Below are 23,011 nucleotides of genomic sequence, written 5' to 3'. Positions count from 1 at the left end.
GGGACGACGGAGGGGTTGGAGGCTTGCGCCGCCTCACTTGACCAACCAGCCCTGCTCGCCCGCGACCTGCTTGACGTGCTCGAGGTCCTCCTTGATGAACTTGTCGAAATCGGCGCCGGTCAGGAACGTGTCGACCTGGGAGGTTTTCTCGATGTAATCCTTCCAGTCCGGTGTCGCCTGCACCTTCTTCATCAGGTCGACATAGAACGCGGCCTGGTCCGGGGTGACCTTGCCGGGAAGCCACACCGTCCGCGGCTGCTCATATTGCTTGATGTCGAGACCCTGCTCGACGCACGTCGGAACGTCGCCCCAGCCTTCGGTCGCGGTGACCTTGGCGCCCTGCGGCAGCCTCTTCGGGCTGAAAACGCAAAGCGGCCGTTGCGTCCCACCGCGCCATTGCCCGATGCTTTCGCTGGGATTGTTGACGTGGGAGTCGAGGTGTCCGCCGGCGAGCTGCACGGCAGTCTCGGCCCCGCTTTTGAAGGGGATGTAGGTCAGCTTGATGTGGCCGGCCTTCTCGATCATGCGGGTCAGCACCTCGTCGGTATCCTTCGACTGCGCGCCGCCCATCTTGAATTCGCCCGATGCGGCCGCCTTCAGATAGTCGCCCGCCGTCTTGTAGGGCGCGTCCTGCTTGACCCAGAGCAGGAACTCGTCCTGCGCCATTGCCGCGATGGCAGTGAGATCGGTGTAGTTGAAGGCGACCTTGGAGACGAGCGGCTGCTGCCAGGCATTCGACGTGCCGAAGATCACCTTGTAGGGATCGCCGGCGGATGCCTTGCCGTAGACATAGCCTTCCGCTCCGCTGCCGCCGCCCTTGTTGACGACGACGATCGGTTGCTCCACCAGCTTGTGCTTGGTGATGATGTTCTGCACGGCGCGCGCGAGATTGTCGGTGCCGCCGCCGGGCCCGGCGGTCGCCACGAACTCGATCGGCTTTTGCGGCTGCCAGGCGCTGAGCGCCGGCACCGTGCCGGCGAGCACGGTTGCGGCGGCGGAAAGCAGAAGTTTTGACGTCCGACCCATGATGTCCTCCAGCTGATTTTTGTCTCTTGTTCTTTTCGACGTCCGTCAGGCGACGCGTTCCTCGCGTCTTCCCGATGCCAGCACGATTGCGCCTTCTTTTTCGAGCGCTTCGATCTGCTTCTGGTCGAACCCGTGCTCGACCAGCACCTCGCTTGTATGCTCACCGTAGACCGGCGCGCCCGTACGCACTTTGCCTGGGGTCTCCGAAAACTTGACCGGCAAGCCGATCGTCTTCACCGGACCGAGCGTGGAATGCTCGACCTCGACGACCATCTCGCGCGCCAGCGTCTGCGGATCGCTGAGCGCCTCCAGCATGTCGTGCACGGGTCCGCACGGCACGCCCTTCTCGTCCAGTGCCGCCAGCCAGTGCGCCCGCGTCCGGGTGCGGAAGCGCTCGCTCAGGACGGCTTCGAGCTCCTTCAGATTGGCCATGCGGTCGGCGCCGTTGATGAAACGCGGATCTGATGCAAGCTCGCTTGCACCGAGCGCCTCCAGCATCAACAGCCAGTGCTTCTTGTTGGCGCCGCCGACCACCAGCCAGCCGTCCGAGGCCTCGAAGGCCTGATACGGCGCGTTGAGCGGATGGGCCGAGCCCATCGCGCGCGGCGCGGTGCCCGCGGCGAGCGCGATGGTCGACTGCCAGTAGGTCTGCACCAGCGCGGCCTCATAGAGCGAGGTCTCCACCCACTGCCCTTCGCCGGTCTTGAGACGGTGCGTGTAGGCCGCGAGGATGCCCATGCTCGCCAGCAGGCCGGCGGTGATGTCGGACAGCGGCGGGCCGCATTTCACGGGCGGACCATCGGGACGTTCGCCGGTAAAGCTCATGATGCCGCTCATGGCCTGGGCGACCAGATCGAAGCCGCGGCGATGCTTGTAGGGTCCGGTGCGGCCGAAGCCCGACAGCGAGCAATAGATCAGCGTCGGATGCTGCTTGTGCAGGTCTTCATAGCCGAAGCCGAGGCGCTCCATGGCGCCCGGCGCAAAGTTCTCGACCAGCACGTCGGCGCCCGCGATCAGCCGCCGCAACACCTGCTTGCCGCCATCGGTCTTCAGATCCAGCACGATGCCGCGCTTGTTGCGGTTCATCATCAGGAACGAGGCCGCCTCGTCGCCAATCTTCGGCGGCACCGAATGGCGGGTGTCGTCACCGTTCGGCGATTTCTCGATCTTGATCACGTCGGCGCCCATATCGGCCAGCATCAAGGTGCAGGTCGGCCCTGCCATGACATGGGTGAGGTCGATGACCTTGAGGCCGGCAAGCGGCCCCGAACGGGCGGAGGTTGATTGCGAGCGATCGCTTTGCATCGGGGGGTCCTATTGGCCGCGCCATTGCGGCGCGCGCTTGGTGAGGAAAGCATCGAGCCCTTCGCGAAAATCCTGGCTCGTGTAGCACATCAGGATGAGGTCTTCCCCCTCGTCCGGCGTCAGCCGCCTTTGCAGGCGCGCCACGGCCTGCTTGGTCGCATTCAGCGTCAGCGGCGCGTGGCTGGCGAGCAGCCGGGCAACCTCGTCCGCGCGCCTGTCGAGCGCGGCGAGATCCTCGACGACCTCGCCGAGCAGCCCGACGCTGGCGGCCTCCGTCGCGTCGACCAGGCGCGCGGTGAAGATCAGATCCTTGACACGGGCAGCGCCGATCAGCGCGGTGAGACGACTGACATTGGACATCGACAGGCAATTGCCGAGCGTGCGGGCAATGGGAAAGCCGATTTTCGCGCTTTGGGTGCCGACGCGGAGGTCGCAGGCCGCGGCAATGCCGGCGCCGCCGCCGGTGCAGAACCCGTTGATCGCGGCGATCGTCGGCACGCGGCACTGTTCGAGTGTGGTCAGCACCCGATCGATGCGGTTCTCGTAGTCGACCGCGTCCTGCGGCGACTTGAAATCGCGGAACTGATTGATGTCGGTGCCCGCGGCAAACGCCTTGTCGCCGGCCCCGCGCAGCACCAGCACCTTGATCGCCTGATCGTCGTTGATCTCCTCGCAGATCGCGGCAAGCCGCTCGTACATCGCGAAGGTGAAGGCGTTGCGGGCCTGCGGACGATTGAAGGTGATCCGCCCGATACCGTCCTGGCGCTCGAAAACGAGGTCTTCCGCCACCACCTGCTGGTCCATTTCCTCATGTCCTTCTGCTTTTCTACATTTTTGAATGCAAAATTGTCGATTTACAAGCTGGAACTTGCCTTAATCCGCATATATCTTCATTTTTGCATTCAAATGGACTTCAGACCCATGCTTCATGAGGAAGTCGTCGGCCGCATTCGGGCCATCCTGCTCGACGGCGAAATCCCGCCGGGCGCGCGGATTCCCGAGCGTGAGCTGTGCGAGCGGCTCCAGATATCGCGCACGCCGCTACGCGAGGCGCTCAAGGTGCTCGCCGCCGAAGGGCTCGTGCAGCTCCTGCCCCACCGTGGCTCGCGTGCGGCAAAACTGACCGACAAGGACATGCGCGACCTGTTCGAGGTCTGCCAGGGTCTCGAGGCGCTCGCCGGCGAACTCGCCTGCGAACGCATCACCGATGCCGAGATCGCTGCGATCGCCGCCGCGCACGCGGACATGGTGCGGCATTATCGTGATGGCGACCTCATCCAGTACTATCGCGGCAACCGCGCCATTCACGAAGGCATCGTCGCTGCGGCCGGCAACCCGGTGCTCGCTGGGCTCTATACATCCGTAACCGCGCGCATCCGGCGCGCGCGTTATGTCACGCCGATGACGCCCGAGCGCTGGGCGGTCGCAGTGCAGGAGCATGACGCCATCCTGAATGCACTGCAGAGGCGCGACGGCGTCGGCCTCGCCCATATCCTGCGCGCGCATCTACGCCACAAGCGCGAAGAAGTTTTGCAGGCGGGCTTCGCCGAAACGGAAGGCAGTGACCTAGTGCCGCGGATTGCGTGAGACGGCATTCGCCACGCAGAAAGAAACCTGCGGTCCCGCCACAACGCTCGGTCAAGAGACACAATCGCGACACAATCATTGATTGCATTTGACTGCATCGGTCGGATCGTGCCGACGCGAGGCGATCGGCGCAGGCCGAAGGTAACGCGCGAACAATTGCGCAAAACAAAACACAAAAGCGGAGGAAACGCATGACAATCGATGTCTCACGTCGGTCCTTGTTCGCCCTCGGGGCTGGCCTCGGTGCCAGCGCAATGCTCGGCAGTAGCGCGATGGCGCGCGCTCCCAAGCTCGGCACCCAGACGCCTTACTGGCACCGCTTCGTTCTCGGCGATGCCGAAGTCACGATCGTCTCCGACGGACCGCTTCCGCTCGGCGACCCCTCCGGGACCTTCACCGGCGTTCCCAAGGAAGAGGTGAAGAAGATGCTCGCCGACAATTTCCTGTCGCCGGACAATGTCGTGCTCGAACAGAACTCGCCGATCGTCAACACCGGCGACAAGCTCATCCTGTTCGATACCGGCATGGGCAGTTCCAAGCTGTTCGGCGCCACCACCGGCCGGCAGCAGAAGAGCATGACCGAGGCAGGCATCAAGCCCGGGGACATCGATGCCGTGGTCTGCTCACATGCCCATATCGACCACATCGGGGGCATCGTGGACGACGGCGGCAAGCCGCTGTTTCCGAACGCGCAGATCTACATCTCGCAGACCGATTTCGACTTCTGGACCGACGAAGGCAAGCTCGGCAGCGACGCCAAGGATTTCGTCGTTCACGCCCGCAAGAACCTGCTGCCGGTGCGCGACCGCATCGTGTTCTTCAAGGACGGCCAGGAATTCCTGCCGGGCGTGCAGGCGATCTCGGCCCCCGGTCACACCGTCGGCCATACCATCTTCATGGTCTCGTCGGCTGGCAAGTCCTTCGCCTTCATGGGCGACCTCTCGCATCATTCGGTGCTGCTGCTGGAGCGGCCGCGAATGGAATTCTCCTACGACACCGATCCCAAGCAGGCGGCCGAGTCGCGCGTGAAACTGCTGACCATGCTTGCGGCGAACAAGGTGCCGGTGATGTCGTATCACTTCGCCTGGCCGGGCTATGGTCACGTTGCCAAGGCCGGCGAAGGATTCCATTATTATCCCGAACCGATGCAGATGACGTTGTAATCGCCGGATCAGGTCCGGGTGGCGCAAGCGCCGCCCGGACCATCCGAACGATCACCGCCGTCCGGCTGACCGGCAAGCAACTACAATCCGCAATGTCTCCGGCGGCGTTGGCAGACGGACATTTTGGTGTTATTGAACTACATCTACTAATTGCAAACCGAATTTATTCACGCGAATTTGTTTGGGAGCGTCAATGTCCCGCGAGAACGATGGTTTTGTCTTCCATCGCGGCCTGCTCCAATGGGTCCCGGATGTTGTCTATCGGGCCATTAACTTCTTTGTCAGATGGGACAAACTGCCGAGGCTGCTCGGAGCTGCCAATCTCTCGGCGTTCCGCGATCAGCTGCGGGAGCACAATCTGCACCATACCGGCTACGGCACGACATCGCCTCGCTGGAGCACGGGCAATGACCGCTGGCGTTCCGCCGACGGCTCGTTCAACAGCCTCGACCATCCGCGCATGGGGATGGCTGGCGCTCGGTTCGGACGCAATTTCGCGCTGCCTGAATGCGTGCCGGACCGCCTGGACGACCTGCTCGAACCCAGTCCGCGCGTGATCTCGGAGGAGTTGCTGGCGCGCCGCGAATTCATTCCCGCGACCAGCCTCAATCTGCTGGCCGCCGCCTGGATCCAGTTCGAAACCCATAATTGGTTCAGCCATGGGGCCCCTAAGTCGGGAAACGAGTTCAAAGTTCCGCTGAAGCCAAACGACGAATGGCCTGCGGATGAGCGGATCGACGGCTGTATGAAGATCCGTCGGACCGTTTGCGACGAGACGCCACGTGAACGATGGCTCGGCGCGACCCCCACGTTCCGCAACCTCAACTCGCACTGGTGGGATGCCGGACAGATCTACGGCAGCGACCGCGCGAGGCAGATGCAGATCCGTTCGCGGGCAGATGGGAAGATCGCAGTCGGCAATGATGGGATGCTTCCAGCCGATCCGGTGCATCCGGGCGCCGATCTCACCGGCTTCAACGACAATTGGTGGGTGGGGCTCAGCCTGCTGCACAACCTCTTCGCACGCGAGCACAATGTCATCTGCGACGGCTTGAAGGCGCGGTATCCGACCTGGAAGGACCAGGAGCTATTCCAGCGCGCTCGCCTGATCAACGCGGCCCTGATCGCCAAGATCCACACCGTCGAATGGACGCCAGGCATCCTCGGCCATCCCGCACTGGACTTCGGCATGCACGCCAACTGGTCGGGGATCCCGTGCCGGGTGCTGCGCGCCGTGCTCGGCAAGAACAGCGAAGCCGCCTTTGGCATCATCGGCTCTCCGACGGATCAGCACAGCGCGCCCTATGCGATGACCGAGGAATTCACCGCCGTGTACCGCCTGCACCCGCTGATCCCCGAAACGATGGATGTACGGCGGCTCGATAGCACGGAGATTACCCCTAGCGACTTGGTCAATATGCAGGGGCGCGCCTCCCGGGAGTTCATGCAGACTCACGGCTTCGTCGACCTGCTGTACTCGTTCGGCACCGCTCATCCCGGCGCCATTCGCCTCCACAATTATCCCAACTTTCTGCGCCGGTTCACGAAAGACGACCAGCCGCTGCTCGACGTGGCGGCGATCGACATCATGCGTGATCGCGAGCGCGGCGTGCCGCGCTACAATCGGTTCCGCGAACTGGTCGGCAAAAAGCGGGTCAAGACGTTCGAGGAAATCACCAGCATCCCCGGCGCGGCCGGGAAGATGCGCGCGATCTACAAGGGCGACGTCGATCGCGTTGATCTGATGGTCGGACTATTGGCCGAGGACCTGCCGGACGGTTTTGGCTTCAGCGATACCGCCTTCCGCATTTTCATCCTGATGGCATCGCGGCGTTTGAAGAGCGACCGGTTCTTCACCGATGACTACCGGGCGGAAGTCTACACCAATTTCGGTCTGGACTGGATCCACAACAACGGAATGAAATCGGTGCTGCTGCGGCATGTGCCGCAACTCGGACCGGCGCTCGAGGGTGTCAACAACGCCTTCGCGCCGTGGAACGTGCTGCGACGCTGAGCCTTGGCCCTCTGCAAAGTCGCAGCCGCCCTAGCACCCGAGCTTGTCGGCGATTCCGCCAAAATCCCTGGCGACGATGTCCCAATTGCCGGTGGCCTCGAAATCGACTTTCTGGAGCGGACCGTATTCGGTTGGCCGCGCCACGAAGGCCGTCTTCAGCCCGTTCTTCTGCGCGGCGGCGAGATCGCCGTTATGGGCGGCGACCATCATCACCTCTTCCGGCTTGAGGCACAGCAGGCGCGCGGCGCCAAGATAGGTTTCGGGATCGGGCTTGTAGTGCTCGAACAGCTCGGCCGACATGATGAGGTCCCAGGGAAGCCCTGCGAACTTCGCCATGTTGGTCAGCAGCGCGACATTGCCGTTCGACAGCGGCGAGATCACGAATTTCGTCTTCAACCGCGTCAGGCCCGCGACGCTGTCGGGCCACGGGTGCAGCCGGTGCCACCCCTTGGTGAGGTGATCGAGATCGGCTTCGGTCAGGCCTCGAATCGAAAATTGCGCGACCAGCTTTTCCAGCGAGCGGCGATGCAGATCATCGAGCATGACATAGCCGCGCTCGGGATGTTTGCGCACGTCATCCATCGAAGCCATGTACATGCCGCGCCAGCCGTCGACCAGTGCGGTCCAGTCGGCGGAGATGCCGCGGCCCTTCGCCCACCACATGAAGTCCGTGATCAGGCTGGTGCGCCAGTCGACGACGGTGCCGAACACGTCAAAGACGAGCGCTTTGACGACGGACAGATCAGACATGGGCGCTCCCCTGATTTTTTTTGTTGTCATTCCGGGACGCAACGAAGTCGCGAACCTGGAATCCAAAAGTTGTGGCGCGAGATTCCGGCTTCTCGCTTTGCGAGCCCCGGAATGACGGAGAAAATCAGTCCAAATGGAACTTCGCCAGTTCGCGGTGCTCGGCCTTGATGTAGCGCACGGTGCCGGTGACGGAGCGCATCACCACCGTCTCGGTCTCGATCACGCCGTCCTTGCGGAATTTGACGCCTGACAGCAGCGAGCCCGTGGTGACGCCGGTGGCGGCGAACAGGCAGTCGCCGCGCGCCATGTCCTCGATGCCGTAGATCATCTTGGGATCGTTGACGCCCATCTTGGCGGCGCGCTCCCGCTTCTCGTCGGAGTCGAGGATGAGACGGCACTGCATCTGGCCGCCGATGCAGCGCAACGCCACGGCCGCGAGCACGCCTTCCGGCGCGCCGCCGGTGCCGAGATACATGTCGACGCCGGTATTATCAGGGTCGGCGCAGTGGATCACGCCGGCGACGTCGCCGTCGGTGATCAGGCGCACGGCGGCGCCGGTCGAGCGCACGCTCTCGATGATGCTGGCATGGCGCGGCCGGTCGAGCACGAGAACGGTGATGCCGTCCGGCTTGACGCCCTTGGCCTTGGCGAGGCGGCGGACGTTTTCGGCCGGCGTCGCATCGAGCTCGACGACGCCCTTGTCATAGCCGGGACCGATCGCGAGCTTCTGCATGTAGACGTCGGGGGCGTGCAACAGCGTGCCGCCGTCGGCCATCGCCATGGTGGCGATCGAGCCCGGCATGTTCTTGGCGCACAGCGTGGTGCCTTCGAGCGGATCGACCGCGATGTCGACTTGCGGGCCGGCGTTCATGCCGACCTTCTCGCCGATGAAGAGCATCGGCGCCTCGTCGCGCTCGCCCTCGCCGATGACGATCGTGCCCTCGATCGGGAGCTTGTTGAGCTCGCGCCGCATCGCATCCACTGCGGCCTGATCAGCCGCCTTCTCGTTGCCGTGCCCGCGCAGACGCGCCGAAGACACCGCCGCCCGCTCCGTCACCCGCACGATCTCCAGCGTGAGAATGCGCTCGAGCAATGCTTGCGGCGGGACTGAAATATGGGTCGACATCGGCTCACTCCTTCGAAACAGTTTTGGACGGACATCTCCGCCACATCAACTCGTAACACCCACAGTTCGTTCGAACCGTGTCATTGCTTAAGCATGCTCAGTTCTTCTCGATCCGTATCACCTGCGGCCGTCCGCTGATCACCTTGTCCTTCTGCACGGCCGCGAGCGCGCGGCGCACGGCGTCCTCGTGCGTGGCATAGGTGATGAGGATGACGGGCACCGGGACCGCCTTCCCGTCTGCCGGCGCAGCGCCGCCATTGGGATGGCGCTGCACGATCGACTCGATCGAAATCTTCTGCTCCGCGAGCCGGGTCGCGATCGCAGCCGCGGTGCCCGGGAAATCGCGTGCCAGAAGGCGGATATAGTAGCCGCCCTCGTGGCGCTCCATCGGCGCCTTCTTGGTATCGCGCAGCTGCGAAATCGGCCGGCCGAACGGATTGGCGCGGATGCCACGCGCGACGTCGGCGATGTCGGCCACGACGGCGGATGCGGTCGCCGCTCCCCCGGCACCGGGGCCGACCAGCGTGATCGGCGGGATGCCTTCGCCATCGATCGTGACCGCATTGGTGACACCCATCACCTGCGCGATCGACGAGGATTTCGGAACCATGGTCGGATGGACGCGCTGCTCGATGCCCTTGGCGGTGCGAACGGCGACGCCGAGCAGCTTGAGCCGGTAACCAAGATCGTCGGCGGCACGGAGATCTTCCGGCGCGATGGAGGAGATACCTTCGACATACACCGCGCTTTGAGCAACTTTCGTGCCGAAAGCGAGGCTGGCGAGAATGGCGAGCTTTTGCGCGGTATCGTGGCCGTCGACGTCGAACGACGGATTGGCCTCGGCATAGCCGAGCCGTTGCGCGTCCTTCAGGCATTCGGCGAAGGACAGGCCCTCCTGCTCCATCCGGGTCAGGATGTAATTGCAGGTGCCGTTGAGGATGCCGTAGACCCGGTTGATGCCGGTTCCGGCAAGACCTTCGCGTAACGTCTTGATGACAGGGATCGCAGCGCCGACAGCTGCCTCGAAATTCAGCGCGCCGCCGTGCTTTTCGGCGGCCTTTGCCAGCTTGAGGCCGTGCTTTGCCAGCAACGCCTTGTTGGCGGTGACAACGGACTTGCCGGCGTTCAGCGCAGCTTCCACCGCCGCCAGCGCGGGATCGCCGGAGCCACCCATCAGCTCGACGAAGCAGTCGATGCCGGGATGCGTGGCGAGGGCAAGCGGATCCTTGACCCATTCGATGCCGCGCAGATCGACGCCGCGCTTCTTCGCCTTCGAGCGCGCGGTGACGGCGACCACCCGGATGCCGCGGCCGCTGCGGCCGGCAAGCACGCGCGCCTGCGTTTCAATCAGACGGACAACTTCGGCGCCCACGGTGCCGAGCCCCGCTATGCCCACTTTCAGGGGTGCAACCATGATGCCTTGGAAAACCTGCGGAAGAGAACTTAACGCCGAGTGGCGAGCGGAACGACGTTGTGCAATGTTTCGATGCCGCTTTCAAGGAAGCGGCGCACGCCGCGCGCGGCCTGCCTGATCCGTTGCTCGTTTTCCACCATGGCGATGCGGACATATCCTTCACCATGCTCGCCAAAGCCGACGCCGGGCGAGACCGCGACACCGGATTTCTCAACCATCAGGGTCGCGAACTGCATGCTGCCGACGCTGCGGAAGGCTTCCGGCAGCGGCACCCAGGCAAACATCGACGCTTCCGGCGGCGGGATCTCCCAGCCGGCACGGCCGAACGATTCCACCAGCGCGTCGCGCCGCTTGCGGTAGGTGTCGCGCATCTCCTTGATGCAATCGTCCGGTCCGTTCAGCGCGGCGGTGGCTGCGACCTGGATCGGCGTGAACGCACCGTAGTCGAGATAGGATTTGACGCGGCCGAGTGCCGCAATCACGCGCTCGTTGCCGACCGCGAAACCCATGCGCCAGCCAGCCATCGAATAGGTCTTCGACATCGAGGTGAACTCGACGGCGACGTCCATCGCACCCGGCACCTGGAGCACCGAGGGCGGCGGGTTGTTCTCGTCGAAATAGACCTCGGCATAAGCGAGATCGGACAGGATCAGGATCTCGTGCTTCTTCGCGAATGCGACCAGGTCCTTGTAGAAGTCGAGGCTCGCGACATAGGCGGTCGGGTTCGAAGGATAGCAGACGACGAGCGCCAGCGGCTTCGGGATCGAATGCACGATCGCCCGCTCGACCGCCTCGAAGAATTGCGGCGTCGGCTCCGAGGGCACCGAGCGGATCACGCCGCCCGCCATCAAGAAGCCGAAGGCGTGAATCGGGTAGCTCGGATTCGGACAAAGGATGACGTCGCCGGGCGCGGTGATCGCCTGCGCCACGTTGGCAAACCCCTCCTTGGAGCCGAGCGTCGCCACCACCTGGGTGTCGGGATTGAGCTTCACGCCGAAGCGGCGGGCGTAGTAGCCGGCCTGGGCCCGGCGCAGCCCGGGAATGCCGCGGGAGGCCGAGTAGCGGTCGGTGCGCGGCTTGCCCAGCGTCTCCTTCAGCTTCTCCAGCACGTGCGCCGGCGCCGGCAGGTCGGGATTGCCCATGCCGAGGTCGATGATGTCGGCGCCGGCATTCCGCGCGGCTGCCTTGGCCCGGTTGACCTGTTCGAACACGTAAGGCGGAAGGCGGCGGATGCGGTAAAATTCTTCCATGGCTCTCTCGGCTCCGGGCAACCGGTCAGGACAGAATCGACAGGCCATAAAAGACCAGGCGGAAAGGCGCCCGCATCCCTCGCGAAAATTACTCAAGATCAAATACTTAGAGCAATTATCGACGACGTTGACTGAAGTCGTTCGCCCTGACTCTCGGCTGAACTAAGGTCTTTTAGCACGGCGAGGCGGAGGCGCCAGCGATTACCTTGCAGCGCCCTATTTCGCGTCCTTGGTGGCAACCGCCTGACGGTCGCGCGCGGCAGCAAGTTCGGCCTCGATCTTGGCGCGTTGGTCCGGCGGCATCACCGCCTGATCGCGATCCGGCGGCAGATCGTGCACCGGCAGATAGCTACCGGCCTCCCTGGGATGCGCTTGCGCATCGGAAGGCGTCATATCCGCGAGCTGGCTCGAGCAGCCGCCCAGGGCGAGCGTCGCCATCAGCAGCGCGCCACAGATCCGTCGCGACTTTTGCAGGTCCCTCAACGCCAACACCAGGGAAATCCCCACTTCGTCCCAAAGCACGGCCCCGGGCAACCTTACCCAAGTCCGCGCCCAAGCTCAAACCATTGCTGCCCAAATGGTCCGAGCGAGAAAATAGCCCCGGTCCACCAAGCCGAGCGGTGCGGCTCGATTGTGACGGAACCAAGAAAATTTATCGCACTGCAACACATCTTCGAGAGTGTTTAATGCCAAACATGCGAGCTTCGCGGTGACGAATACGGAATGAATCGTTACTGTTCTGCTCATGAGTATGGCCACGACCGATACGCCCAAACCCGAGACGAAGTTCGATGCGGAAGCCTTCGCGATAAATGTCGCGCGGGCGATGGAAAGCGGCGGCAAGGCGCTCGCCGCGTACCTGAAGCCGCGCGAGAGCGGCGAGGTGCAGGATCGTCCGCCGGCGGAGCTTACCGAGGTCGTCAAGACCTTCACTGCCGTCGCCGAATACTGGCTGTCGGATACGTCGCGGTCCTCCGTACTCCAGACCAAGCTCGCCAAGGACTATCTCGATCTCTGGGGCTCGGCGGCGCGCCGCATGGCCGGTCAGGACGCCCCGCCCGCGATCGCGCCGTCGCCGCGCGACAAGCGCTTTGCCGATCCGGAATGGAAGTCGAACCAGTTCTTCGATTTCCTGATGCAGCTCTACCTGCTCACGACCAAATTTGCGCAGGAGCTTGTGCGCGACGCCGAGGGGCTCGATCCGCTGACCCGCCGCAAGGCCGAGTTCTACGTCCAGCAGCTCACCAACGCGATGTCGCCCTCCAACTTCGTGCTGACCAATCCGGAAGTGCTGCGCGCGACGGTGGCCAGCAGCGGCGAAAATCTTGCGCGCGGGCTGAAGATGCTGGCCGAGGACATCGCCGCCGGCAAGGGCACGCTGAAGATCCGTCAGTCCAATCCGGACAATCTCGTCGTCGGCGTGAACATGGCGACGACGCCCGGCAAGGTGATCTACCAGAACGAGATGATGCAGCTGATCCAGTATGCGCCGGCGACGGAGAACGTGCTGCGCACGCCGCTCCTGATCATCCCGCCCTGGATCAACAAGTTCTACATCCTCGATCTCAAGCCGGAGAAATCCTACATCAAGTGGTGCGTCGATCAGGGCATCACCGTGTTCGTGATCTCATGGGTCAATCCCGACAAGCGGCTCGGTGCCAAGAGCTGGGAAGACTACATGAAGGAAGGCCCGCTCACGGCGATGGACGTGATCGAGAAGGTCACCGGCGAGATGAAGGTGCACACCGCCGGCTATTGCGTCGGCGGCACCATGCTCGCGACCACGCTGGCCTGGCTCGCCGAGAAGCGCCGCCAGCGCGTGGCGTCCGCGACGTTCTTCGCGGCACAGGTCGACTTCACCCATGCCGGTGATTTGCTCGTGTTCGTCGACGAGGAGCAGATCGCATCCCTCGAGCAGGACATGAAGGCGGCGGGCGTGCTCGAAGGCTCGAAGATGGCGATGGCCTTCAACATGCTGCGCTCCAACGATTTGATCTGGTCCTATGTCGTCAGCAATTACCTCAAGGGCCAGCAGCCGAGCGCGTTCGACCTGCTGCACTGGAATTCGGACGCGACGCGCATGACGGCGTCGAACCATTCTTACTATCTGCGCAATTGCTATCTGGAGAACCGGCTCTCGACCGGCACGTTGGTGCTGGACAACACCTTGCTCGATCTCTCCAAGGTCATGGTGCCGATCTACAATCTCGCAACCCGCGAAGACCATATCGCGCCGGCGGAATCGGTGCTGTACGGCTCCCAGTTCTTCGGCGGCCCGGTGAAATACGTGCTGTCCGGCTCGGGCCATATCGCCGGCGTGGTCAATCCGCCCGCCTCGAACAAATACCAGTACTGGACCAACGACAACGCGAAGTCCGCCAACGTCGCCGAGTGGATGAAGGGCGCGGTCGAGCACAAGGGCTCGTGGTGGCCGGACTGGCGGCAATGGCTGGGCGCACTCGATCCCGAGGAAGTCCCGGCCCGCACGGTCGGCAGCGAGGCGTTTCCCCCGATCGAGGACGCGCCCGGCAGCTATGTCAGGGTTCGCGCATAGCAGAATCTTCCGCGCTTTCGTATAAGCTCCACGCATGCAGCAGAAATTGATGAGGGGACCGGGTTATGACGCGTGAATTGTTCTGGCTGACACTGACGGTGGTCCTGACCGGAATCCTCTGGATTCCCTACACCATCAACCGCTGCCAGATTCGCGGTCTCGGTGGCGCGATGGCCAATCCCTCGCGCACCGACAAGCCGCAATCGGAATGGGCGAACCGCCTGATGTTCGCGCATGACAACGCCGTCGAGAACCTCGTGCTGTTCGCGCCGCTGGTGCTGATCCTGAACGCGATCGACTACTCCTCGCAATGGACGGTGCTTGCTTGCGCCGTCTATTTCTGGTCGCGCGTCGCGCATCTGATCGTCTATGCGCTCGGGATCCCGGTGTTCCGCACGGTGGCCTTCACCGTCGGCTTCATCGCGCAGGCCGTGCTGGCCGTCGCGATTTTCAAGGTGGTTTGATCGGATCTCCGATGGCTTAGCGCCTGCAACAAAGGGGTGAAATGCTCGAAGGCCTGCCGCGGCCGCCGGTGTTGCCAAAGGATGACAGTGCGACAAAAACAGGGATGCGATCCCTAGGCTGACACGAAGGATCACCCATCCACAGGTATATTTGCCCATCGCATTGATGATTCGAGGCAAACATGAATTGGAAGATTGCATCCGCGCTCGCCGGCCTCTCGCTCGCGGCCGTCGCGACCCAAGCCAGTGCCGCAGATCTCGCCGCCCGTCCCTACACCAAGGCGCCGCCGATGATCGCGGCGATCTATGATTGGAGCGGCTTCTACATTGGCGCCAACGGCGGCTATGGCTCGTCGCGCAATTGCTGGGACCAGACTGTTGGTTTCGCGCCCGGCGTTGCGGAAGGCTGCCATGACGCGACGGGCGCCGTCGCCGGCGGCCAGATCGGTTATCGCTGGCAGAACAGCGCCTTCGTGTTCGGCCTCGAAGCACAGGGCGACTGGGCCGATCTCTCGGGCCGGAACACCAGCACCGTAGCCGGCGTCGCGAACCGCACCCGCGTCGATGCTTTCGGCCTGTTCACGGGCCAGGTCGGCTACGCCTGGAATAACGCACTGCTTTACGTGAAGGGCGGCGCCGCCGTCACCCGCGATCGCTACCGCGGTATCGGAACGGGTGGTCTGGCCGGAGCCGAGTTCGATCGTGCCGACGACACCCACTGGGGCGGCACGGTCGGCATCGGCATCGAATACGGCTTCGCCCCGAACTGGTCGGTCGGCCTCGAATACGACCATCTGTTCATGGGCCGTCACGACGTCACGCTCACCTCCAACGGCGCGCTGACGCCGGTCGGCACGTTCTCACGCACCGACCGCATCGGCCAGGACGTCGATTTGATCACCGCCCGCATCAACTACAAATTCGGCGGCCCGATCATCGCGAAGTACTGAGGAAGCGTCTCGCAACCGTCATGCCCGGGACAAGCCCGGCCATGACGAGCAGCGAATGTTGCTGCTACTCGTCAGCGCAACCGATCGTCTATGCGCTCGGGATCCCGGTGTTCCGCACGGTGGCCTTCACCGTCGGCTTCATCGCGCAGGCTGTGCTGACCGTCGCGATCTTCAAGGTGGTTTGAGATCAGGCCTTGTTGTTTTAGATCAGGCCTTGCGAACGACGAGATGCAGCATGTTCGCCAGCGTCTCGTCAAAGCTCTGGATGACGTTCCTGTCCGACGACAGCGTGATCCATGGGCCTGCGCTGGCGTAAGTCGCCTCGAGCCATTCTGGCGACGCATAATTGTAATAGCGCCCGAGACTGTCCCGGCCGTCGCCCTCGCCCATCTTGTAGCTGGCATAGAATACGGCTGACGGCCTGAGCGCACGATGAATCCGCGCCAGGATGCCGGCGAGCTCGTCGCGCGGCACGTGCAGGAGACAGGCGCTGGCCCAGACGCCGTCATAGGCCTCGTGCGCGTCAAGCTGGTCGAACCGCATCGCCTCGACGGCATGACCGAGCCGCTGCGACGCGATCTCGGCCATTTCAGGCGAGCCGTCGGTGGCGCGCACCGAAAAACCTTCGGCCAGCATCACCGCCGAATGATTGCCGGCGCCACAGCCGAGCTCGAGGATCGAGCCGCCGGACGGCAGCAGAGCAAGAAAGCCTCGCAGCCGCGTCGAGGGCGCCTTCGCCCAGTCCGCATAGGACCGGGCGTTGCTGCGATAGAATTGCAGAGTCCCTTCGTCCACGGCGATCACTCCGATCAGGGAAACAGCGCGATCTGCTCCAGTCCAGCGGTCTCGGGGAATCCGAACATCAGGTTCATGTTCTGGATCGCCTGACCGGCCGAGCCCTTCACCAGATTGTCGAGCACCGAAATCACGATGGCGCGGTTCTTGATCCGGTCGGCGATGACGCCGATCTGGACATAGTTCGAGCCGCGTACGTTCTGGGTCTGCGGCAGCACGCCCTTCTTGACGACATGCACGAACGGCTCGTTCGCGTAGGCTTGCTCGAGGGCCGCCCGCAAATCGTCCGGCGTCGCGCCGTTGAGCTTGACGTAGGACGTGCAGAGTTCGCCCCGCGACATCGGTATGAGATGCGGCGTGAAATTGACGGTCACGCTCGCGCCCGCCGCGACGCCGATCTCTTGTTCGATCTCCGGTGCATGCCGGTGCGTGCCGACCGAATACGGCGACATCCCCTCGCCCGCCTCGCTGAACAGCGTGTTCTGTTTCAGGCCGCGTCCGGCGCCGGTGACGCCTGACTTGGCGTCGATCAGGATGTCATCGACGTCGATCAGTTTTGCTTTCGCCAGTGGCACCAGCGCCAACAACGCTGCCGTCGGATAGCAGCCGGGACAGGCGACCAGCCGCGCCGCGGTAATCTTCTCCCGATAGAATTCGGTCAGGCCGTAGACGGCTTCGCCCTGCAACTTGAGCGCCTGATGTTCGTGGCCGTACCACTGCGCGTAGGTTTCCTTGTCGCGCAGCCGGAAATCGGCGGACATGTCGAGGACCTTGATCTTCGGGTTGGCCTTCAGCACGGCCGCGATGATCTGCTGCGTGGTGCCGTGCGGCAGTCCGCAGAACACCGCGTCGAGCTTGGTCCAGTCGACCTTTTCCCATTCCACGAGTTGGGGCAAATCCAGCATGAAGAAATGCGGAAACACCTCGCTCATGGCCTTGCCGGCATGGGTATTGGCGGTGAGTGCCGTGATTTCCGCATTCGGATGCCGCGCCAGCAGGCGCACCGCATCGGCGCCGGTGTAGCCGGACGCGCCGAGAATGCCGATTTTCTTCAAACTCATCACACGTTCCTTTCAGGCGTCGCTGGATCGTCTTGCCGGAGTAGAAAGTTGCAGCGTCGCTTCGTCCACCGGACCGGTCTGGCAGGCAACGCTCATCGGCTACTCCTCGGCAAGGCCCAGCATCAGCCGCATGTTCTGCACGGCCGCGCCGGACGCGCCCTTGCCGAGATTGTCGAGCCGGGCGACCAGCACCGCCTGGTGGTACTTGTCGCTGGCGAAGACGTAGAGCTCGAGCGTGTTGGTCTCGTTGAGCGCTTCCGGCTCGATTCGGCCGCCCCTGGTCGCCTCGTTTTGCAGCGGCATCGCCGAGACGTATTTTGAGCCGGCGTAACGCTTTGCCAACGCGGCCTGGAGATCGGCACTGCTGGGCTTGACGGGCAGCGTGTCGAGCTGGAGCGGCACCGACACCAGCATGCCCTGCCGGTAGTTGCCGACCGACGGGATGAAGATCGGTCGCCGCGTCAGGTTCGAATAGAGCTGCATCTCCGGCAGGTGCTTGTGCTCGAAGCCGAGGCCGTAGAGCTCGAACGACGGCGCACTGCCGTCCTCGAAACTCGCGATCATCGACTTGCCGCCGCCGGAATAGCCGCTCACCGCATTGACGGTGACGGGATAGTCCGCAGGCAGCAGGCCGGCATCGACGATCGGTCGCAGCAGCGCGATCGCGCCGGTCGGATAGCAGCCGGGATTGGAGACCTTCTTCGCAGCCTTGATCTTGCCAGCCTGATCCGGCGTCAGTTCCGGAAAGCCATAGGCCCAATCGGGCGCGACCCGGTACGCGGTCGATGCATCCAGCACCTTCGGGCCCGACGGCCCCATGCTGTCGATGAGCGCAACCGTTTCCCTGGCAGCATCGTCCGGCAGACAGAGGATGACGAGGTCAACCTCCTCCATCAGCGCCTTCTTGGCCGCGGGATCCTTGCGCTTGTCGTCGGCGATCGTCTTCACGACCACGTCGTTCTGCAGCTTCAGCCGCTCGTTGATGCCGAGCCCGGTGGTGCCGGAGCCACCGTCGACGAAGACGGTGGAGGGCTTTGTCGCAGCGCCGGCCTTCGGGGCATTTTTGGTGTCGACGAGGCTGGCTTCAGAAAAGGTCATGGCGCGCTCCTTTCGAGCATGTTGGTTTCGGATGCGAAGGCTTCCGGCCTGACGTCCTGCATCAGTTGCGCGATCGCCCTGGCGTCGGCATGGGCTTGCGCGCCAAGCGCGTTGGCGATCGCCGTATAATCGGCGTCGGACTTGTGTTGATTGAGCTTGAAGCTGCCTTCGACCTCTTCAACCGTCATGACCAGACCCACGATCCCCTTCTTCAGCGCCTCGAGCCGCCCCGCCGTCATTTTGGCTGAGGTCCACGGCTTCTTCGGCAACAGCCAGCTCTCGAACTTGTCGCTGAGCGTGTCGATCTGCACGGCCAGTTCACCATCCGACAACAACCGCACCGGCCCGGTCAGATGGACCGACTGGTAGAGCCAGGTCGGCACCTGATCCGGCGAGACGTACCAGTCCGGCGACACGTAGGCATCGGGGCCGTTGACCGCGAGCAGCCACGAGGCCGTCCCGTCCGCAAGCTTTAGCAGCGGATTGTGACGGGCGACGTGAAAGGCGGCCTGCGGCGTGCCGTCGGCGGCATAGGTCAAATAGAACGGAATTGGCGAGGCGATCGGCTTGTGGCCGTCGAACGCGCACATGGTGCCGAAGCCGCGCGTGTCGGCGAACTTCAGGCTCGCGGCGCGGTCCTGCTTGAAAAAGGGTGGCGTGTACATCGTTGTCTCCTGCTGGGCCTCCTTGGGGGCCGCCGGATCAGATCGCGCTGACAGGAGAGAGAATGCCGCGGATCGGATCCAGCGGCAAAGACGATGATCTCAAACGCGATCGACCGCCCAAGCCGCGAAGCTGCGGCGGCGGCGACGGGCGAACAAAATGGTCGCGGCGTTGATCATGGCGCGGGGCTATAGGGCCAGTTGCGGTTCGCGTCAAGGTTCGGACGTCACACCACGCGCCAGATCCATTCCATGATCTTCGCGATCACGTCCCCGAACAGCAGGAGCGCCGCCGACCAGATCAGCGCCGAGACGAAATTGGCGGCCTGGAAGCTCCAATAGGGCATCTCGAAAATGCCGGCTGCAAGCGGCACAGAGGCACGCAAGGGACCGAAGAAGCGGCCGATGAAGATGCTCGGCACGCCCCAGCTGCGCACGAAGGCCTCGCCCCGGGGCAGGAGTTCCGGATAGCGCGAGAGCGGCCACATCTGCGCGACCTTCTCCTTGTAGCGATAGCCGAACCAGTAGGAGACCCAGTCGCCCAGCGCCGCGCCGATGCCGCCGGCGATCCAGACCGGATAGAAGCTGATGCCGCTCGCGCCGATCAGCGCGCCGATCGCGACCAACGCGCCCCAGGCCGGGATCAGCAGCGAGATGAAGGCGAGCGACTCCCCGAAGGCGAGCACGAACACGATGGGAGCTGCCCATGTCTGGTGAGCGCGCACGAAATCCGCCAGCGCGTGCGCAAACTGCTCCATTCTAAATAGCCTTTCCGCCCTGCCCGAAGGTGCTGCTCGATGAAAAGGACTGGTAAGCCAAGGACTTGTGTGACATCAAGTCACAAAGTCCGGTCCAGACCGGACCGGACCGTCACATTGCCGGGAATTCGTTGGGGCTGCGGCGTAAAATCGCCGGGATTGGCTCCCAACCACACCGCCCGGCACGCCCTGCGATAACCTTTCCAGGTCAGAAGTGGCATAGTCGGCCCAACCGATTCGCCGCTCATGCGGCCCTCAAAACGCATAAAGATATATGTCCAAGCAGTTGAAGCCCAAAGCAAAAGACGATTTTTTCGGCGGCGATGAGCCGAAGCCCCGAGCCGCCAAGGCGACCCCGCGCGCAGGCGGTGCCGAGGCCGACTACACCGCAGCCGACATCGAGGTGCTCGAAGGCCTGGAACCGGTGCGCCGCCGGCCCGGCATGTATATCGGCGGCACCGACGAGAAGGCGCTGCATCACCTCTTCGCCGAAGTCATCGACAACTCAATGGACGAGGCGCTCGCGGGGCATGCGACCTTCATCGGAGTCGAGTTGAGCGCGGACGGCTTTTTGACCGTCACGGACAACGGCCGCGGCATCCCGATCGATCCGCATCCAAAATTTCCGAAGAAGTCGGCGCTCGAAGTCATCATGTGCACGCTGCACTCGGGCGGCAAGTTCGACTCCAAGGTCTACGAGACCTCGGGCGGCCTGCACGGCGTCGGCATCTCCGTGGTGAACGCCCTCTCCTCGCTGCTCGAGGTCGAGGTCGCGCGCAGCCAGAAACTCTACCGCATGACGTTCGAGCGCGGGCACCCGAAGGGCAAGCTCGAGGATCTCGGCAAGATCAACAACCGCCGCGGAACCCGCGTGCGCTTCAAGCCGGACACCGACATCTTCGGTGCAAAGGCAGCGTTCAAGCCGCAGCGCCTGTTCAAGATGACGCGTTCGAAGGCGTATCTGTTCGGCGGCGTCGAGATCCGCTGGAATTGCGCGCCTGAACTGCTCAAGGGCGTCGACGACGTGCCGGCCGAAGCGACGTTCCACTTCCCCGGTGGCCTCAAGGATTATCTGGCGGCGGCGATCCACGCCGACACGCTGGTGCATCCCGACATCTTCTCCGGCAAGTCGGGCCGCAACGGCGCGCATGGCGCCTGCGAATGGGCGGTGGCTTGGACTGCGGATGCCGACGGCTTCCTGTCGTCCTACACCAACACCGTGCCGACGCCCGATGGCGGTACGCATGAATCCGGCCTGCGCAGCGCGCTGCTGCGAGGTCTCAAGGATCACGCCGAGCGCGTCGGCCAAGGCAAGCGCGCGTCGTCCATTACGTCTGAAGACGTGATGGTCGGTGCAGCCGTGATGCTCTCGGTATTCGTGCGCGAGCCCGAATTCCAGGGCCAGACCAAGGATCGCCTTGCCACCGCCGAAGCGCAGCGCATCGTCGAACAGGCGATGAAGGATCCGTTCGACCATTGGCTGTCGGGCAATCCGAACCAGGCCAACAGGCTGCTCGACTTCGTGGTCGATCGCGCCGAGGAGCGGTTGCGCCGCCGGCAGGAGAAGGAGACCGCGCGCAAGACCGCCGGCAAAAAGCTGCGCCTGCCGGGGAAGCTCGCCGATTGCAGCGATGCCGGTTTGGACGGCTCAGAACTCTTCATCGTCGAGGGAGACTCGGCCGGCGGCAGCGCCAAGCAGGCGCGCGACCGCAAGACCCAGGCCGTGCTGCCGCTGCGCGGCAAGATCCTCAACGTCGCCTCCGCCGGCAAGGACAAGCTGACGGCGAACACGCAGCTCGCCGACCTTGTGCAGGCGATCGGCTGCGGGATGCTCGCGCAGTATCGCGAGGAGGATCTGCGCTATCAGCGCATCATCATCATGACCGACGCCGATGTCGACGGTGCCCACATCGCTTCGCTGCTGATCACCTTCTTCTACCGGCAGATGCCGCGGCTGATCGACGAAGGCCATCTCTTCCTAGCCGTGCCGCCGCTCTACAAGCTGACCAACGGCACGAAGTCGGTCTACGCCCGCGATGACGCGCACAAGGCAGCGTTGATCAAGAGCGAGTTCAACGCCAACGCCAAGGTCGAGGTCAATCGCTTCAAAGGCCTCGGCGAAATGATGCCGGCGCAGCTCAAGGAAACCACCATGGATCCGGCCAAGCGGACCATGCTGAAAGTGGTTCTGCTCGCCGACGACCGCGACACCACGGCGGATTCGGTGGAGCGGCTGATGGGCACCAAGGCCGAAGCGCGCTTCGCGTTCATCTCGGACAAGGCCGAATTCGCCAATGACGATTTGCTGGACGTCTGATCCGCAGGCGCTGCCCGGTCGCATCCCATCAAGAGCCCCGGCATGAAGCCCGGGGCTCTTTATTTTTGGGGACGACAACCGCCATTTCCCGACGATCCTGCCAACGGTCCGCCACGGCTTCGGTGATTCCCTGCCTCGTCGCATCGCGACTCGGCCAACGACTCACCGAGCCGGGCTGATGCAGGATTGCCTCCATTTCGGACAAAGCCGGATTTACTAACGAGAAGTTACCAAAATACAAATCGCAAAATTCGACCTACTGCATTGATAATACAAGACTATTTCGAACTTCCACGATGGTGCTCAGAATCCCTGCCGTGCGGCGTTTCCCGGCGACTGTGCCTGCTCTGCAACAGCATTTCGGAGAGAAGCAGGTATAGTCCGGGACATCAGATCACACGGACTTCAGTGCGCTCGCGCCTTCCAGACAGACCAAAGCTTGGGGATTTTAAGATGAAGAAGATTTTGCTCGCACTGACCGCGGTTGCCGCGATGACCGGTTCGGCCTCGGCCGCTGACCTTGGCGCCCGTCCCTACGTGAAGGCGCCGATGGCGGCTCCCGTCGCCAACTGGACCGGCTTCTACATCTTCGGCGGCGCCGGCGGCGGCCTCTCGGCCTCTGACCAGCGCGTGCAGACCACGGTTGGCGCAGTTCCCCTGACGATCGATCAGCGCCAGGGTGGCTCGGGCTGGTTCGGCACCGTCGGTCTCGGTTAC

The 23,011-nt window shown here is 63.5% G+C and carries 20 protein-coding genes and 2 pseudogenes; 9 read left to right on the top strand and 13 right to left on the bottom strand.

The features are described 5' to 3' along the window. Positions 1-33: 33 nt before the first annotated feature. The 3 genes from IVB47_RS12925 to IVB47_RS12915 are packed head-to-tail and all read right to left on the bottom strand — an operon-like array spanning position 34 to position 3,135. Positions 34-1,026 carry a tripartite tricarboxylate transporter substrate-binding protein gene (locus IVB47_RS12925; RefSeq protein WP_247286177.1) on the bottom strand — a complete coding sequence of 331 codons (993 nt, stop codon included), beginning with the start codon at positions 1,024-1,026 and terminating at the stop codon, positions 34-36. Positions 1,027-1,071: 45 nt separating this feature from the next. Further along, on the bottom strand, positions 1,072-2,331 hold the full coding sequence (locus IVB47_RS12920) for a CoA transferase (RefSeq protein ID WP_247286178.1): 1,260 nt from the start codon (positions 2,329-2,331) through the stop codon (positions 1,072-1,074). A 9-nt stretch (positions 2,332-2,340) separates the two neighbouring features. Then, on the bottom strand, positions 2,341-3,135 hold the full coding sequence (locus tag IVB47_RS12915) for an enoyl-CoA hydratase/isomerase family protein (RefSeq protein ID WP_247461999.1): 795 nt from the start codon (positions 3,133-3,135) through the stop codon (positions 2,341-2,343). A 102-nt stretch (positions 3,136-3,237) separates the two neighbouring features. On the opposite strand from IVB47_RS12915, the gene IVB47_RS12910 reads away from it, so the two are divergent. The 3 genes from IVB47_RS12910 (at position 3,238) to IVB47_RS12900 (ending at position 7,095) form a co-directional block, all read left to right on the top strand. Continuing rightward, positions 3,238-3,918 carry a GntR family transcriptional regulator gene (locus IVB47_RS12910; protein ID WP_346730798.1) on the top strand — a complete coding sequence of 227 codons (681 nt, stop codon included), beginning with the start codon at positions 3,238-3,240 and terminating at the stop codon, positions 3,916-3,918. Between the two features lie 191 nt (positions 3,919-4,109). Beyond that, entirely contained in the window at positions 4,110-5,081 is a 972-nt protein-coding gene (locus IVB47_RS12905) for an MBL fold metallo-hydrolase (protein ID WP_027569886.1), read from the top strand. A gap of 193 nt (positions 5,082-5,274) precedes the next feature. Then, positions 5,275-7,095, top strand: a complete 1,821-nt coding sequence (locus IVB47_RS12900) for a peroxidase family protein (RefSeq protein ID WP_247461994.1) — start codon at positions 5,275-5,277, stop codon at positions 7,093-7,095. A 30-nt stretch (positions 7,096-7,125) separates the two neighbouring features. Here the strand turns inward: IVB47_RS12900 and IVB47_RS12895 are convergent, their stop codons facing one another. The 5 genes from IVB47_RS12895 to IVB47_RS12875 all read right to left on the bottom strand — a co-directional run bounded on the left by IVB47_RS12895 (position 7,126) and on the right by IVB47_RS12875 (position 12,127). Beyond that, positions 7,126-7,845, bottom strand: a complete 720-nt coding sequence (locus IVB47_RS12895; protein WP_247461992.1) for a haloacid dehalogenase type II — start codon at positions 7,843-7,845, stop codon at positions 7,126-7,128. A gap of 124 nt (positions 7,846-7,969) precedes the next feature. Beyond that, positions 7,970-8,971 (bottom strand): class II fructose-bisphosphatase, encoded by a 1,002-nt coding sequence (gene glpX / locus IVB47_RS12890; RefSeq protein WP_007609885.1) that lies wholly within the window; start codon positions 8,969-8,971, stop codon positions 7,970-7,972. A 97-nt stretch (positions 8,972-9,068) separates the two neighbouring features. Continuing rightward, on the bottom strand, positions 9,069-10,385 hold the full coding sequence (locus IVB47_RS12885) for a homoserine dehydrogenase (protein WP_247286182.1): 1,317 nt from the start codon (positions 10,383-10,385) through the stop codon (positions 9,069-9,071). 29 nt (positions 10,386-10,414) lie between these two features. After that, a complete protein-coding gene (locus tag IVB47_RS12880) occupies positions 10,415-11,635 on the bottom strand; it encodes an LL-diaminopimelate aminotransferase (protein WP_027569882.1) in 1,221 nt (406 codons plus the stop codon). Positions 11,636-11,851: 216 nt separating this feature from the next. Then, positions 11,852-12,127 (bottom strand): hypothetical protein, encoded by a 276-nt coding sequence (locus IVB47_RS12875; protein ID WP_027517741.1) that lies wholly within the window; start codon positions 12,125-12,127, stop codon positions 11,852-11,854. A gap of 253 nt (positions 12,128-12,380) precedes the next feature. On the opposite strand from IVB47_RS12875, the gene phaC reads away from it, so the two are divergent. The 4 genes and pseudogenes from phaC to IVB47_RS12855 all read left to right on the top strand — a co-directional run. After that, entirely contained in the window at positions 12,381-14,189 is a 1,809-nt protein-coding gene (gene phaC / locus IVB47_RS12870; protein WP_247361198.1) for a class I poly(R)-hydroxyalkanoic acid synthase, read from the top strand. 65 nt (positions 14,190-14,254) lie between these two features. Beyond that, positions 14,255-14,653: an MAPEG family protein gene (locus tag IVB47_RS12865; protein WP_027569880.1), complete on the top strand. Its 399-nt coding sequence runs from the start codon at positions 14,255-14,257 to the stop codon at positions 14,651-14,653. A gap of 182 nt (positions 14,654-14,835) precedes the next feature. Then, complete coding sequence (locus tag IVB47_RS12860; protein ID WP_247461990.1) at positions 14,836-15,603, top strand: outer membrane beta-barrel protein; 768 nt, start codon at positions 14,836-14,838, stop codon at positions 15,601-15,603. A gap of 83 nt (positions 15,604-15,686) precedes the next feature. Further along, positions 15,687-15,788 (top strand): annotated as a pseudogene (locus IVB47_RS12855) (MAPEG family protein); the annotation flags it as partial. A gap of 22 nt (positions 15,789-15,810) precedes the next feature. On the opposite strand, the gene IVB47_RS12850 reads toward IVB47_RS12855, so the two are convergent. The 5 genes from IVB47_RS12850 to IVB47_RS12830 all read right to left on the bottom strand — a co-directional run bounded on the left by IVB47_RS12850 (position 15,811) and on the right by IVB47_RS12830 (position 19,977). Continuing rightward, complete coding sequence (locus IVB47_RS12850; protein WP_247461987.1) at positions 15,811-16,398, bottom strand: class I SAM-dependent methyltransferase; 588 nt, start codon at positions 16,396-16,398, stop codon at positions 15,811-15,813. A 14-nt stretch (positions 16,399-16,412) separates the two neighbouring features. After that, positions 16,413-17,459 carry an N-acetyl-gamma-glutamyl-phosphate reductase gene (gene argC, locus IVB47_RS12845; RefSeq protein WP_247461984.1) on the bottom strand — a complete coding sequence of 349 codons (1,047 nt, stop codon included), beginning with the start codon at positions 17,457-17,459 and terminating at the stop codon, positions 16,413-16,415. 99 nt (positions 17,460-17,558) lie between these two features. Next, entirely contained in the window at positions 17,559-18,557 is a 999-nt protein-coding gene (gene argC / locus IVB47_RS12840) for an N-acetyl-gamma-glutamyl-phosphate reductase (protein WP_247461982.1), read from the bottom strand. Next, positions 18,554-19,222 (bottom strand): FMN-binding negative transcriptional regulator, encoded by a 669-nt coding sequence (locus IVB47_RS12835; protein ID WP_247461980.1) that lies wholly within the window; start codon positions 19,220-19,222, stop codon positions 18,554-18,556. Before IVB47_RS12835 ends, argC (IVB47_RS12840) begins: the two co-directional genes overlap by 4 nt. Positions 19,223-19,446: 224 nt before the next feature. Continuing rightward, positions 19,447-19,977 carry a DedA family protein gene (locus tag IVB47_RS12830; protein WP_027569874.1) on the bottom strand — a complete coding sequence of 177 codons (531 nt, stop codon included), beginning with the start codon at positions 19,975-19,977 and terminating at the stop codon, positions 19,447-19,449. A 274-nt stretch (positions 19,978-20,251) separates the two neighbouring features. Here IVB47_RS12830 and parE point away from each other — a divergent pair, with 274 nt between their 5' ends. Next, the gene (parE, locus tag IVB47_RS12825; RefSeq protein ID WP_027569873.1) at positions 20,252-22,294 is read left to right on the top strand and encodes a DNA topoisomerase IV subunit B; all 2,043 of its coding nucleotides are present in this window, start codon (positions 20,252-20,254) and stop codon (positions 22,292-22,294) included. A gap of 453 nt (positions 22,295-22,747) precedes the next feature. After that, a pseudogene (locus tag IVB47_RS12820) lies at positions 22,748-23,011 on the top strand (porin family protein); the annotation flags it as partial.

Source organism: Bradyrhizobium sp. 62 (genome assembly GCF_023073035.1).
GTDB lineage: Bacteria > Pseudomonadota > Alphaproteobacteria > Rhizobiales > Xanthobacteraceae > Bradyrhizobium.
Note: the sequence above shows the minus strand (reverse complement) of the source record. Positions and strands in the feature narration are given on the sequence as shown.